General features: G+C 64.6%; 12 protein-coding genes. 5 read left to right on the forward strand and 7 right to left on the reverse strand.

The features are described 5' to 3' along the window. The first annotated feature begins 8 nt into the window (after positions 1-8). The 3 genes from ACTU6U_RS06580 to ACTU6U_RS06590 all read left to right on the forward strand — a co-directional run bounded on the left by ACTU6U_RS06580 (position 9) and on the right by ACTU6U_RS06590 (position 3,426). On the forward strand, positions 9-2,153 hold the full coding sequence (locus ACTU6U_RS06580; protein ID WP_443468350.1) for a 3-hydroxyacyl-CoA dehydrogenase NAD-binding domain-containing protein: 2,145 nt from the start codon (positions 9-11) through the stop codon (positions 2,151-2,153). Positions 2,154-2,224: 71 nt separating this feature from the next. Further along, positions 2,225-2,902 carry a TetR/AcrR family transcriptional regulator gene (locus tag ACTU6U_RS06585; protein ID WP_443468351.1) on the forward strand — a complete coding sequence of 226 codons (678 nt, stop codon included), beginning with the start codon at positions 2,225-2,227 and terminating at the stop codon, positions 2,900-2,902. Beyond that, complete coding sequence (locus ACTU6U_RS06590; protein WP_443468352.1) at positions 2,899-3,426, forward strand: hypothetical protein; 528 nt, start codon at positions 2,899-2,901, stop codon at positions 3,424-3,426. The genes ACTU6U_RS06585 and ACTU6U_RS06590 overlap by 4 nt, the downstream gene beginning before the upstream one ends. A 3-nt stretch (positions 3,427-3,429) precedes the next feature. On the opposite strand, the gene dxs is transcribed toward ACTU6U_RS06590, so the two are convergent. The 5 genes from dxs to dut form a co-directional block, all read right to left on the reverse strand. Beyond that, a complete protein-coding gene (gene dxs / locus ACTU6U_RS06595; RefSeq protein WP_443468353.1) occupies positions 3,430-5,370 on the reverse strand; it encodes a 1-deoxy-D-xylulose-5-phosphate synthase in 1,941 nt (646 codons plus the stop codon). A gap of 158 nt (positions 5,371-5,528) precedes the next feature. Beyond that, complete coding sequence (locus tag ACTU6U_RS06600) at positions 5,529-8,405, reverse strand: aconitate hydratase (protein WP_443468354.1); 2,877 nt, start codon at positions 8,403-8,405, stop codon at positions 5,529-5,531. Positions 8,406-8,511: 106 nt separating this feature from the next. After that, positions 8,512-9,273 carry a DUF3159 domain-containing protein gene (locus tag ACTU6U_RS06605; RefSeq protein ID WP_443468355.1) on the reverse strand — a complete coding sequence of 254 codons (762 nt, stop codon included), beginning with the start codon at positions 9,271-9,273 and terminating at the stop codon, positions 8,512-8,514. Then, positions 9,270-9,860 carry a DUF3710 domain-containing protein gene (locus tag ACTU6U_RS06610; protein ID WP_417512013.1) on the reverse strand — a complete coding sequence of 197 codons (591 nt, stop codon included), beginning with the start codon at positions 9,858-9,860 and terminating at the stop codon, positions 9,270-9,272. The genes ACTU6U_RS06605 and ACTU6U_RS06610 overlap by 4 nt, the downstream gene beginning before the upstream one ends. Further along, positions 9,857-10,327: a dUTP diphosphatase gene (dut, locus tag ACTU6U_RS06615; protein ID WP_443468356.1), complete on the reverse strand. Its 471-nt coding sequence runs from the start codon at positions 10,325-10,327 to the stop codon at positions 9,857-9,859. Before dut ends, ACTU6U_RS06610 begins: the two co-directional genes overlap by 4 nt. A gap of 12 nt (positions 10,328-10,339) precedes the next feature. Between dut and ACTU6U_RS06620 the strand changes: the two genes are divergently transcribed. Further along, positions 10,340-10,813 (forward strand): DUF3093 domain-containing protein, encoded by a 474-nt coding sequence (locus ACTU6U_RS06620; RefSeq protein WP_443468357.1) that lies wholly within the window; start codon positions 10,340-10,342, stop codon positions 10,811-10,813. A gap of 79 nt (positions 10,814-10,892) precedes the next feature. Here the strand turns inward: ACTU6U_RS06620 and ACTU6U_RS06625 are convergent, their stop codons facing one another. Beyond that, positions 10,893-11,186: a DUF4193 domain-containing protein gene (locus tag ACTU6U_RS06625; RefSeq protein WP_417512106.1), complete on the reverse strand. Its 294-nt coding sequence runs from the start codon at positions 11,184-11,186 to the stop codon at positions 10,893-10,895. A 198-nt stretch (positions 11,187-11,384) separates the two neighbouring features. On the opposite strand from ACTU6U_RS06625, the gene sepH reads away from it, so the two are divergent. Next, positions 11,385-12,452 (forward strand): septation protein SepH, encoded by a 1,068-nt coding sequence (sepH, locus tag ACTU6U_RS06630; protein WP_443468358.1) that lies wholly within the window; start codon positions 11,385-11,387, stop codon positions 12,450-12,452. Between the two features lie 12 nt (positions 12,453-12,464). Here sepH and ACTU6U_RS06635 read toward each other — a convergent pair whose 3' ends face one another. Beyond that, a complete protein-coding gene (locus tag ACTU6U_RS06635) occupies positions 12,465-13,601 on the reverse strand; it encodes an alkaline phosphatase family protein (RefSeq protein ID WP_443468359.1) in 1,137 nt (378 codons plus the stop codon). Positions 13,602-13,623: the final 22 nt, after the last annotated feature.

Below are 13,623 nucleotides of genomic sequence, written 5' to 3' on the forward strand. Positions count from 1 at the left end.
ATGCAGAGATGACTGACTACGAAAAGATCGACTTCTCCCCCATCATCAACCTCGCCGGTGACGACGAGGTCGTGACGCATTCCGTCGCACGCGACGTGCGCCTGCCTTCGGGCAAGGTGCTCGCGCTCATCACCCTCGACAACGGCCGCGATCACACGCGCCCGAACACCCTGGGACCGAAGACGCTCGCTGTACTCGGTGAGACACTTGCCACACTCAAGGCTCGTGCGAAGGCCGGCGAGATCCAGGCCGTCGGAATCACAGGAAAGCAGTACATCCTCGCGGCGGGCGCTGATCTCTCGGACATCTCGAAGGTCACCTCCAAGGATGACGCGCGCATGATCGCCCAGCTCGGACACAAGGTGTTCGGTTCGATCGGTGATCTCGGCGTACCTTCGTTCGCCTTCGTCAACGGCCTCGCGCTCGGCGGCGGGCTCGAGATCGCCCTGAACTCGACCTATCGCACGGTGGATGCCTCAGCGGCAGCAGTTGCACTGCCCGAGGTCTTCCTCGGGCTGATCCCCGGCTGGGGCGGCGCGTACCTACTGCCGAACCTCATCGGCATCGAGAACGCCCTCGAGGTAGTCATCTCGAACCCGCTCAAGCAGAACCGCATGCTGAAGCCGCAGCAGGCCTTCGACCTCGGCATCATGGACGCGATCTTCCCCGCCGCGAACTATCTCGAGAACTCCCTCGCCTGGGCGGATGCGGTTCTCGGCGGCAAGAAGGTCGAGCGCAAGAACGAGCCCGGCAAGATCGAGCGGCTCACCAAGTGGCCGATCGCGATCAAGATGGCTCGCGGAATGCTCGAGTCGAAGATCGGCACCGTTCCGAAGTCGCCGTACGTCGCACTCGACCTGCTCGACAAGGCCAAGAGCGGCACGAAGGCAGAGGGCTTCGCCCGTGAAGACGAGGCTCTCTCCGAACTCGTCGTCGGCGATCAGTTCGCGGCATCCATGTATGCATTCGATCTGGTGCAGAAGCGTGCCAAGCGCCCCGTCGGCGCGCCCGACAAGGCGCTGGCGAAGAAGGTCACCAAGGTCGGCATCATCGGTGCAGGTCTTATGGCCAGCCAGTTCGCGCTGCTGTTTTTGCGTCGTCTGCAGGTGCCGGTGCTCATCACCGACATCGATCAGGCGCGCGTTGACAAGGGCTTGGCGTACATCAACGACGAGATCAGCAAGCTCGAGGCGAAGGGCCGTCTCGACTCCGACGGAGCGAACAAGCTGCGCGCCCTCCTGCACGGCACAGTCGACAAGAGCGAGTACGCGGACTGCGACTTCGTGATCGAGGCTGTCTTCGAAGAGGTCGGCGTCAAGCAGCAGGTCTTCGGCGACATCGAGAAGATCATCGCGGAGGATGCCATCCTCGCGACGAACACCTCCTCGCTGTCGGTTGAGGAGATCGGTTCGCAGCTCGCTCACCCGGAGCGACTGGTCGGCTTCCACTTCTTCAACCCGGTCGCCGTCATGCCGCTGATCGAGATCGTCAAGACGCCTGTGACGAACGAGCAGAGCCTGTCGACGGCATTCGTTGTCGCCAAGGGGCTGGGCAAGAACGCGGTGCTCACCGCTGATGCGCCCGGCTTCGTCGTCAACCGTCTGCTCGCCAAGGTCATGGGCGAGGCAGCACGTGCGGTCTATGAAGGCACGCCGATCGCAGACGTTGAGAAGGCGTTCGGTCCACTCGGTCTTCCGATGGGCCCGTTCCAGCTGATCGACCTGGTCGGCTGGAAGGTCGCCGCCCACGTGCAGGACACGATGGTGGGGCACTTCCCCGAACGGTTCTACGCGAACGAGAACTTCCACGCTCTCGCTGAGCTCGAGAAGGTCGTCGAGAAAGACAAGGGCGGCCGTGTCGTCGGGTGGACCAAGGCTGCGGAGAAGGCTCTCAAGGGCAACATCGGCACCGCGCCGGCGTCTGCTGCCACGATCCTCCAGCGCGTGCAGGACGGTCTCGCCCAAGAGATCAAGCTCATGCTCGACGAGGGCGTGGTGCCGGAGGTCGAGGACATCGACCTGTGCCTCATCCTCGGTGCGGGTTGGCCATTCATCGATGGCGGCGCGTCGCCGTATCTCGACCGCGAGGGAGCATCCGAGCGCGTCTTCGGCTCGACGTTCCACACTCCGCCGGTACGCGGGATCGGGAGTTGAGCGAGTAATCGGCAGTAGAAGGAGGGGCCGCATCTTCGGATGCGGCCCCTCCTTCATGCTACGTTTTGAACATGTTCGAAACTGACGAGACGGCGGTCACCAAGAGCGAACGCACCCGGGTGAAGATCCGGGATGCGGCACTCACCTCGTTCATCGAGCACGGGTACGCCGACACGACGATGCGCGCGATCGCTGAGACAGCAGGCGTCTCTGTCGGCAACGCGTACTACTACTTCCCGTCCAAAACCCATCTGGTGCAGGAGCTCTACGTCCGCGTCCAGCGTGAACATGCGGCCCTCGCGCTTCCTCAGCTCGAAGGGGTTCCTGGGCTCGTCGACCGCCTGCGGATCGTGTTCGAGACGGGCCTGAGCGCAGTGCTCCCCTACCAGCACGTCGCGCCGGGGTTCCTGACCGCGATGATCCCTCCGGACTCTCCGCTCAACCCGCTTGCCGATGAGTCCGGGCCCGCGCGCGAGATGACCCTGAATCTGTTTCGGTCAGCCGTCTCCGGCGCGCAGCATCGACTGCCGGAAGAGATCGCAGAGCGAATGCCGCAGGCCCTGTTCGTTGCCTATCTTGCGCTCGTGCTGCGGTGGACGTATGACAGCACCCCTGGGCAGCGCAGCACGAGGCGTCTGCTCGATAGCGGGCTGCGGACTCTGGCACTCGCGCTTCCGTTCGCCAGAGTCCCAGGAATCCGCAAGGCGACGAGCGAGCTGCTCACCCTGATCGGCGAGGTGCGAGCATGACCGAAGCCTCCCCGCGGACCGTTGAAGAACCGATGGCGTTCACTGACGGGGAGTTCCGTCAGGGCGCCTTCGCCGCATGGATCTCGTTCATGATTCTGCTCGTCGCGATGCTCATCGTGACGGCGGTGCTGAACTCCGGCCTTCCATGGGGCCCGCCTGTGGCCATGATCACGTTGTATTTGATGTTCGGGATCCCAGTCGGCGGCGTGGTGTCAGCGGTCGTCACGCTCATCGCGGCGCCTGTCCTGCGGCTGATCGCGCGACGCCTGGCACGAACCGCACGAATCATCGTGCACGTCGCCGTGTACGCGACCTTCGGTGCGTTGGTGGGTCTTGTCGTCCTCAGCGTAGGTGCGCTCATCACCCGCGGTAGCTTCGCCTATGTCTTCTCGACGTGGTTCCCCGCGATGGTGGCCGCAGTGTGCGCCCTGAGTGTGGTGTCAGGCTGGGCCTGGACAGCAAGGCGTCACAAGCGCGTCCCGCGTCACCGTGCGCCCGTCGCACGCCACGACACAGCTGTCTAGGACTCAGCGGCGCTCGTGCAGCGGCAGATCGATCGCACCGGTCTCCCCTGCGTTCCGCGCGACGGGGATCCGGGTCCCGAGAACCTGGGCGACGACGTCCTGGGCGATCTTGGACGCTGTGAGCCCGGCATCCGCCAGGATCTCATCACGCGAAGCGTGATCGATGAACTCATCCGGAAGGCCGAGTTCGTCGACTGCTGTATCGACCCCCGCCTCACGCAGAACCTGCCGCACACGCGTTCCGATACCGCCGACCCGGATGCCGTCCTCAAGAGTGATGACCAGGCGATGGCGCCCTGCGAGTTCGATGATGGACGGCTGCACCGGAATGGCCCAACGCGGGTCGACGACCGTCGCACCGATTCCCTGGGCGCGCAGACGCGCAGCGACATCCATTGCGAGAGATGCGAAGGGTCCGATGCCCACGATGAGGACATCTTCGCTCTCATCGCGTGCGAGCACATCGACGCCATCGGCAAGCCGCTCGATCGCCTCGATGTCTTCGGCGACCGCACCCTTCGGATATCGGATCACGGTTGGTGCGTCATCGACTGCCACCGCTTCATCCAGAGCCTCGGCAAGCCGCGCGCCGTCGCGGGGGGCTGAGATGCGAATGTGCGGCACGATCTGGAGCATGGCCAGATCCCACATCCCGTGATGGCTCGCGCCGTCTGGTCCCGTCACGCCTGCCCGATCAAGGACGAAGGTCACGCCGGCCTTATGGAGCGCGACATCCATGAGGACCTGATCGAATGCACGACCCATGAACGTCGCGTACAGGGCGACGACAGGGTGAAGCCCGCCATATGCAAGGCCGGCAGCCGCCGTCACCGCATGCTGCTCGGCGATACCGACGTCATAGACGCGTTCCGGGAAGCGCTCAGCGAAGGGTGCAAGTCCGGTGGGACGCAGCATGGCAGCGGTCATGGCGATGACGCGCGGGTCGCGCTCTCCGACGCGCACAAGGGAATCGGAAAAGACATCGGTCCAGCCTGTCTTGCTCGACCCCAGCGGCTCACCAGTCGTGGGATCGATGCGGTTGACGGCGTGGAACTGATCCGCTTCGTCATCACGCGCAGGCTGGTAGCCGCGCCCCTTCTCGGTGATCGCGTGCACGATCACCGGCGCCCCGTACGACTTCGCGAGCTCGAGCGTCTCCATCAGAGCTGAGATGTCGTGACCGTCGACCGGCCCCAGGTACTTGATGTCGAGATTGGAATACAGCGCGACGTTGTTCGTGAAGCGAGAGAGGAATCCGTGCGTACCGCCGCGGACGCCACGGAACACTGCACGGCCAACGGGGCCAAAGGCGCGGAAGAACCGATCAGAGCGGTGGTGCAGGTCGCGATACGCACCTGCCGTGCGAACACGGTTCAGATAGCGCGACATTCCACCGATCGTCGGAGCATAGGAGCGGCCGTTGTCGTTGACGATGATCACGAGGTTGCGATCGTTGTCATCGGAGATGTTGTTGAGCGCTTCCCAGGTCATCCCTCCAGTGAGAGCACCGTCACCGACCACCGCGATCACGTGTCGGTCGTCTCTTCCTGTTGCCGCGAAGGCGCGCGAGATGCCATCGGCCCAGCTCAGGGAGCTCGACGCGTGTGACGACTCGACGACGTCATGTGCACTCTCGCCGCGCTGCGGGTAACCGGCTAACCCTCCGCGCACCCTCAGTCCGGAGAAGTCCTGGCGTCCGGTGAGCAGCTTGTGCACATACGACTGGTGGCCGGTGTCGAAGATGATCGGGTCTTCGGGAGATTCGAACACACGGTGCAGAGCGATCGTCAGCTCGACGACTCCCAGGTTGGGACCGAGGTGACCACCGGTCCGCGAAACGTTCTCCACGAGGAACGTTCGAACCTCGCCAGCGAGTTGGGTCAGCTGAGATGGGCTCAGGTTGTCGAGATCTCGCGGTCCGGTGATGCCGGGAAGAATGAGCATCAGCACCTCCTGAACGTGTTCGTCATTTGCCCTCGTGAGTGAGAAGGACGACCCTCTCGATACTACTGCCGGGTCCAGGGAATCGCCCGAGCAGACGCCGAGTGAACGCGGAGCGCCCGCCCCGATTCGATCGGAGCGGGCGCTTTACTGGTGAGGAATTACACCAGCGAACGAAGCACGTACTGCAGGATGCCGCCGTTGCGGTAGTAGTCGGCCTCACCGGGGGTGTCGATGCGAACCACTGCATCGAACTCGACCGTCTGCTTGCCCTCGGGCGAGTGCTCGCTCGGCGCAGCCGTGACGCGCACAGTCTTGGGCGTGGTGCCGTTGTTGAGCTCTTCCAGGCCCGTGATCGAGACGATCTCGGTGCCGTCGAGGCCCAGCGACTCCCAGCTCTCGCCAGCGGGGAACTGCAGCGGGACGACGCCCATGCCGATCAGGTTCGAGCGGTGGATGCGCTCGAAGCTCTCGGTGATGACAGCCTTGACGCCCAGGAGGCTCGTGCCCTTGGCCGCCCAGTCACGGGAGGAACCCGAACCGTACTCCTTGCCACCGAACACGACCAGCGGAGTGCCCGCAGCCTCGTAGTTCTGGCATGCGTCGAAGATGTACGACTGCGGAGCATCCGCCTTCGTGAAGTCGCGGGTGAATCCACCCTCGATCTCAGCGCCGTCGTTGACTGCGCGAACCAGCTGGTTCCTCAGACGGATGTTGGCGAAGGTTCCGCGGATCATCACTTCGTGGTTGCCACGGCGCGAGCCGAAGGAGTTGAAGTCCTTCTGACGGACTCCGTGCTCCTCGAGGTACTTCGCGGCAGGCGTACCGATCTTGATGTTTCCCGCAGGGCTGATGTGGTCAGTGGTGACCGAGTCACCCAGGGTTGCCATGACACGCGCACCGGTGATGTCCGATACGGGGGTCAGCTCCATCGTCATGCCCTCGAAGTATGGAGGGCGACGCACGTAGGTCGACTTGTCGTCCCACTCGAAGATCGGACCAGTCGGAGTCGGCAGGCTCGTCCAGCGCTCGTCACCGTCGAAGACCGTGGCGTACTGCTTGATGAACTGCTCGCGCGAGATCGACGAGTCGATGACTTCCTGGATTTCGGCGGGCGTGGGCCAGATGTCCTTCAGGAAGACATCGTTGCCATCGCTGTCCTTGCCCAGCGCATCCGTCTCGAAGTCGAAGTGCATGGAACCGGCCAGTGCGTACGCGACCACGAGCGGGGGCGATGCGAGGTAGTTCATCTTCACGTCGGGGCTGATACGGCCTTCGAAGTTGCGGTTGCCCGAGAGAACGGCCGTGACCGCGAGGTCGTGGTCGTTGACCGCAGCGGATACCTCCTCGATCAGCGGACCGGAGTTTCCGATGCAGATCGTGCAGCCATAGCCGACGGTGTAGAAGCCAAGGCCCTCAAGGTCCTTGTCGAGACCGGACTTCTCGTAATAGTCGGTGACGACCTTGGAACCGGGGCCGAGCGTCGTCTTGACCCAGGGCTTCTGCTTGAGGCCCTTCTCCCGTGCCTTGCGGGCGAGAAGACCAGCGGCCATCATCACCGACGGGTTCGACGTGTTCGTGCACGACGTGATTGCCGCCAGCGTCACCGCGCCATGGTCAAGAATGTAGCTCTCGCCGTCGGGCGTGGTCACCGGAACCGGCTTGGACGAGCCGTTGACTCCGCTGGAGATGTGCACGGGCCGCGTGTCGTGGTCCTCTTCACCGGGTACCGAACCGGGGTCGGATGCCGGGAAGGAGTGCTTCGATTCAAGATCGACGATGTCGTCGCTCGTGCTGGCGCCTGCGTAGTTGAGGATGTCCTGCTCGAACTGCGTCTTCGCCTCAGAGAGGAGAATGCGATCCTGCGGACGCTTCGGACCGGCGATCGACGGCACGACGGTGCTGAGATCGAGTTCCATGTACTCGCTGAAGACCGGCTCCTTGGCCGCGTCGTGCCACAGGCCCTGCAGCTTCGCGTACGCCTCGACGAGGGCGATGGCCTGCTCGTCGCGTCCGGTCAGACGCAAGTAGTCGGTGGTGACGTCATCGATCGGGAACATCGCGGCGGTCGAACCGAACTCCGGCGACATGTTTCCGATGGTGGCGCGGTTGGCGAGCGGCACAGATGCCACACCGGCACCGTAGAACTCGACGAACTTTCCGACGACGCCGTGTTTGCGGAGCATGTCGGTGATCGTGAGCACGACGTCCGTCGCGGTCACACCGGCGGGGATCTCACCGGTCAGCTTGAAGCCAACGACGCGCGGGATCAGCATCGAAACGGGCTGGCCGAGCATGGCAGCCTCTGCCTCGATACCGCCGACGCCCCAGCCGAGCACGCCGAGACCGTTGACCATCGTGGTGTGCGAGTCGGTTCCGACACAGGTGTCGGGGTAGGCCTGCAGCGCGCCGCCGTTGGTGCGGTCATAGATGACCTTCGCGAGGTGCTCGATGTTCACCTGGTGAACGATGCCGGTGCCAGGGGGAACGACCTTGAAGTCGTTGAACGCGGTCTGGCCCCAGCGCAGGAACTGGTAGCGCTCACCGTTGCGCTCGTACTCGATCTCGACGTTGCGCTCGAGAGCGTTCTCGGAACCGAACAGGTCGGCGATCACCGAGTGGTCGATGACCATCTCAGCGGGCGAGAGCGGGTTGATCTTGTTCGGGTCGCCGCCGAGAGCGGTGACTGCCTCACGCATCGTGGCGAGGTCGACGATGCATGGCACGCCGGTGAAGTCCTGCATCACGACGCGCGCAGGCGAGAACTGGATCTCGGTGTTAGGTTCTGCCGCAGCATCCCACGACCCGAGCGCCTCGATCTGCGCCTTAGTCACGTTCGCACCGTCTTCAGTGCGAAGCAGGTTCTCAAGGAGCACCTTCAGGCTGAACGGCAGCTTTTCAAAGCCTGGAACCGTGTCAATCCGGAAGATCTCATAGTCGGTACTGCCGACTGTCAGGGTGCTCTTGGCACCGAAGCTGTTCACCGTGGACACGAATCCGTCTCCTTCTAGTCTGAGGGGAGCGACAGGCGCTTCCATCTTGCTCGCCTCTCCCGCCGGCTGCCAGCAAGGCGCACCTAACAGTGTGCGCCTGTCCTGCTCTCGGCGAAAGGTCGAGATTTATCTTGATGTCAAGATAAATCTATCATGCGTCAGAAGTGTTCTCCTGCGGCGACTCGCGCGGATACAGGGCGCGCACGACGAGCCAGGAGACAGCGACCATCGGAGCGAACAGCGGAAGCCCCATGATCAGCTTCAACGTGCCGAGCGCCGTCACCTGATCGGTGAGATAGAGCGGCAGCTGTACGGCTAAGCGGGCGAAGAACAATCCCGCCCACGCGATGCCGAGCCACAAAAACGCGCGACGCTTGCGCTTGTCGGCACGCCAGCCCATCGCGTCGCCCATCAGGAAGCCTGCGGCGATTCCGATCAGAGACCAGCCAATGAGGGCGGAGACGAGGAAGACCGTCCCGTAGACGGCGTTCGTGACGAGCCCGGGGACGAAGTTGTCTGCTCCTCGCCCCGTCCACAGCGCCAGGGCAGCCGCAGCGCCGGCCGCGACGAGACCGCCGATCGCCGCAGACGGGGGCGACTTCTGCAGCAGTCTGACGATCGTGAAGACGGCCGCGAGACCGACAGAAACACCGAGCGAAAGAAAGAGCGGGTCTGGCTTGATCGTGAACAGGATCACGAAAGCGAGGCTCGGCAGGACGGATTCGAGGATGCCGCGCCACCCGCCGATCGCCGACCAGACGACCTTGTGCGTGCGGGAATCCTCAGCAGGATCGAGCCCCGCCCGCCGAGCGGCACCGCCAAGGGCAGCGCCGATCAACTCAGAGGCAGACCCCGGCTCGGTGGAGACCACATCGGGATCAGCATCCGGGCCCTGTGAGTCCGAGGCGCTCACGCCGACCCGGGCGTTGCCGGCATCTTGAGCGGGATGAGATCCCGCGGCGGCATCGGGGATCCCCCGCGCACCACGACGATCGAGCGGAAGAGGTCTTCGACCTTCGCGGCGGCTTCGGGGTCGGATGCCGCTGCACCACCGATCACTCCCCGCAGGAACCAGCGGGGGCCATCCACGCCGATGAAGCGCGCGAGGTTGAGACCGGAGCCCTCAGAGGCCGGTGCGGGAACCTCGGCCAGCAGTTCCTTGCCGAGCGGCCCTTCGCGTTCTTCGACGCGTCCACCCTGCTGGCGGACCTGGTCGACCAGCTGCATGCGCGTCTCGTGCCAGAGTCCCAGCGTCCGCGGAGCAGCGAACGGCTGCACCTGGAGCGAGGAATCCGCGTAGTCCAGACCGACGGCGACGATGCGCTTGGACTGCTCCTCCACCTCGAGGCGCAGATTCAGTCCCTCACGCGGGAGGATCTTGATCCCGCCCAGGTCGATGTACGGGCGAACAGGGTTCGCCTCTGACTCGTCGAACGGCCCATCCGTGGCACGGTTCGCAGGCGCCGACTTCGATGTGGGCTGTGTGATCTCTTCAGTCATTTCGTCTTTCCTGCCTGTTCGGCGGTCTGCGCCGCCTGATATCCCGTGGACCCGAAGCCATCTGCTCCGCGTGCACTTTCGGGGAGCTCATCTACCGGGATGAAGTTCACTCGCGTCACCGGCATGATGATCAGCTGCGCGATCCGGTCCCCGACCGCCACATCGTACGCGCTGGAGCTATCGGTGTTGAGCAGACTCACTTTGATCTCTCCGCGATAGCCGGCGTCGACGGTACCAGGAGAGTTCACGATCGTGATGCCGTGCTTGGCAGCCAGGCCACTACGCGGGACGACGAACGCGGCGTAACCGTCCGGCAGCGCGATGCGCACGCCGGTCGCAACCAGAGCGCGCTCCCCTGGCCCCAGACGCACGGCCTCGGCTGCGACGAGATCCGCACCTGCATCGCCGGGGTGGGCGTAGTGCGGGGTGACAGACGCGATAATGGGAAGATCAACGGAATCACTCACCCCACGAGGCTAATGCAGAACCACGACGCAGACACCCGCGTTCGCTACCGCGAGCGTCTTTCACCGAGCCTATGGATGCTGGTGGCCGCCGCGGTCGTCGCACCGATGGCGATGCTCGTGTTCACGCCGATCGGTGCGCTCCCAGGCCTGCTGATCGGCGCAGCGCTCGCGCTCGCGGTCATCCTCGCGATGATCTTCGGCTCGCCCCGCATCCGAATCGAAGGCACCACGCTCTATGCGGGCCGCGCCAAGATCGATGCCCATTGGCTCGGCGAGGTGGTCGAGTACACCGGCGAAGAGGCACGCGCGGCGCGAGGTCCGAAGCTGGCTGCTCGCGGCTGGCACCTGCTTCGTGGCGGAATCGACGGGATCGTGGTCGTGCAGAACACCGACCCGGACGACCCGATCCCCAGTTGGACGATCTCCACACGCACGCCTGATCGTCTTGCCGCCGCGATCCGCGCGGCTGAAGCAGACGCGGCCTGAGGCGCGCGAACCGCGGCCCAAGACGACGATGCGCCCCTGACCGAAAGGCCGGGGCGCACGAACGTGAGTGCGTCTGCGATCAGGCAGCGCACTCCTTGCAGATGAGGCCATCTGCGCCTTCGTGGTCGAGCTGCGAGCGGTGCTTCACGAGGAAACAGCTCATGCAAGTGAACTCGTCCTGCTGCGCGGGCAGCACGACGACGTCAAGTTCGAGGTCAGAAAGGTCGGCTCCTGGGAGGTCGAAACTCGAGGGGTTGTCCGAGTCTTCGTCTCCGGTAGTGCCGGACAGCTTGTCCGGCACACGCTCCTTCAGGGCTTCGATCGACTCGGAGTCGTCTTCGCTCTTTCGGGGGGCGTCGTAGTCGGTTGCCATGCGGTAGATCTCCACGTTCATGGTGCTAGTGGGCGGTTCGCCGTCGGGTACGCGGCGGGCATAGTTTGCACGACGCGAAGACATTTAGCAAATGACCTCGCGCATTCAAGACCAAACTCACGGCGCGCCCAGGGTATTCCCGTCTCGTTGGCGTGCACCGTGACACCATGTCTGAACAGCCATCAGAGGGGCATTCGCATGGAAAACGTCACGATCGTCGGCACCGAAGACGACCTGCTGATCCTCGCCACCGGTTCCGGCGCGAGATTCGCTCTCCCCATCGACGATGTGCTCCAACGCGAGATTCGTCGTGCGCGCCGCCGCAACGATGACGAAGCTCCGCGAGTCACCATCAGTCCGCGCGAAGTCCAGGCGCACATCCGTGCCGGATTGTCTGCCGCGGAGACCGCCGAACTGCTCGGAGTCAGCGTCGACGACGTTGCGAAATTCGAGGGTCCAGTGCTCGCCGAACGCGAGCATGTCGTCGGCCAGGCTCTTGCGGTTCCCGTTCTCATCGGCAGCGACGTCGAGCCGGACGCACAGCCGACGTTCGGTGCCGCCATCCGGGCGAAGCTGGCCGACCTCGGCGCAAGCGCTGAGCGGTGGGTCAGCTGGAAGGACGAATCGGGCTGGATCGTGAAGCTCGAGTTCACCGCCGCTGAGGTCTCCCACGATGCGCGGTGGAGCTTCGACCCGCGTCGCAGCGCGCTCGCACCGTTGAACGCCGATGCCACCCAGCTGTCTCGCCAGGGTTCGCTCCCCGAGGGACTAATCCCCCGGCTGCGGGCGGTAGAGGGCGACCGGCCCGAGTCGCCGTACAAGGACGAAAGCCGTTTCGACTCAGGAGCTTTCGGTCCTCGCAGGCTCCCTGCTCCCGAAGCAGACCTCGACGAGCCCCGAGGCCCCGAGCGCTCAGACCCGGCCGCACAGGCTGCGGCGATGAACCGCGCGCCCGACCAGTCGACCACGAGCGCCGAAACCGCCGATCTCCTCGAGGCGCTGCGTCGACGGCGAGGACAGCGCGAGAGCGCACCATCGGCGAGCGAACACGACGAAGACAGCTTCGACTCCCCCCGCAGCCCGATCGCACTGTTCGATTCCATCGACGAGCCTCTGGATGATGAGCCCGAGCCGGAGCCGTCCCCTGCGCCTACGTCTGCACAATCGCCGCAGGATGTCACGCAGGACAACAGCGGACGCCGACGCCGACGCAATGCCATGCCGTCGTGGGACGAGATCGTCTTCGGCGCCCGCACCGACGACTGAGCCTCGACGGGCTCAGGGAGCGGTGGTGCTGAATGCACCCCGGCGGATGTACGGCACTTGACGCTCCTCGGGAGTGAGTGCTCCGTGCTGGCCGATCATTCCCCGCGGGCGCTGATCCTTCGCAGTGCCGTCGTAGAAGGCCTTGTTGCCGCGTGAGATGACCACGAGGTCGCCGATACGCGCCGCGGCATCCGGAGTGACAACCGACCCGTACACCCCGGACGAGATCGCTTCCGCACCGGTGAGCACATCGGCATCCCCTTCGCTCGCGGTGCGCCACGTGCGGCTCACGTCTTCCACCGCGGCATCCGGTTCGAGATACACGTGGAGCATGCGGGGTTCGCCACCGATGTGGCGGACGCCGTGCAACCGCGCGTCGCCATGGTCCAGCACGATGTGTCGGTGAGCCGGCACATCGACCATCCCGTGATCTGCGGTGATGAGCACCCCCACCTGCTTCGGCGGCGCCACCGCAAGTGCGTGATCGACTTCTTCGAGTGCAGCGATCCACTCACGCGAGTCCACGCCGTGCCTGTGACCTGCCTTGTCGGCTTCGGGCAGGTAGCAGTACGTCAGGGAGCCCGGGTTATCCGCTGCCAGTTGATATGCGAGCCTGACGCGCTCCTCTGCCGATTGTGCTCCGAAGAACTCGGCTCCTCGCAGCGTCGCGCGGGTGAATCCGCTGCGGGCGTACTCCTGCATCCCGACGGCAAAAGCACGGTGACCCATCGCCGTCGCCTGTTCGAAGATCGTCGGCTGAGGCTGCCAGATCAACGGATCGATGCCATCGGTCTCCCAGCCGGAGAGGACGTTCACGAGACGGTCTCTCGAAGAGTCGAGCACACGATAGCCGACGAGCCCGTGCATGCCAGGGGCCACACCGGTCACGAGCGAGGTGAGCGCGGCCGCTGTCGTCGTTGGGAACACCGAGTATGCGACATCCTTCTTCCCGACCCCCGCCACAAGGTGCCTGGCGTGACCGGCATGAGCACGCAACTGGATCGCTCCGAGGCCATCGACGACGACGAGCACCACCGATCGGGCAGGCGGGAGAGCACCCGGCGCCAGTTCCAGCACAGCGATCAGGTCGCCCGCCACCCCGTCGAGCATCCGCGCAGACGTCGGCGCGGTCGGTAGAATCAGAGACATCCGGGCCAGTCTTTCACAGCGC

Source organism: Microbacterium zouquanmingi (assembly GCF_052266695.1).
Classification (GTDB): Bacteria; Actinomycetota; Actinomycetes; order Actinomycetales; family Microbacteriaceae; genus Microbacterium.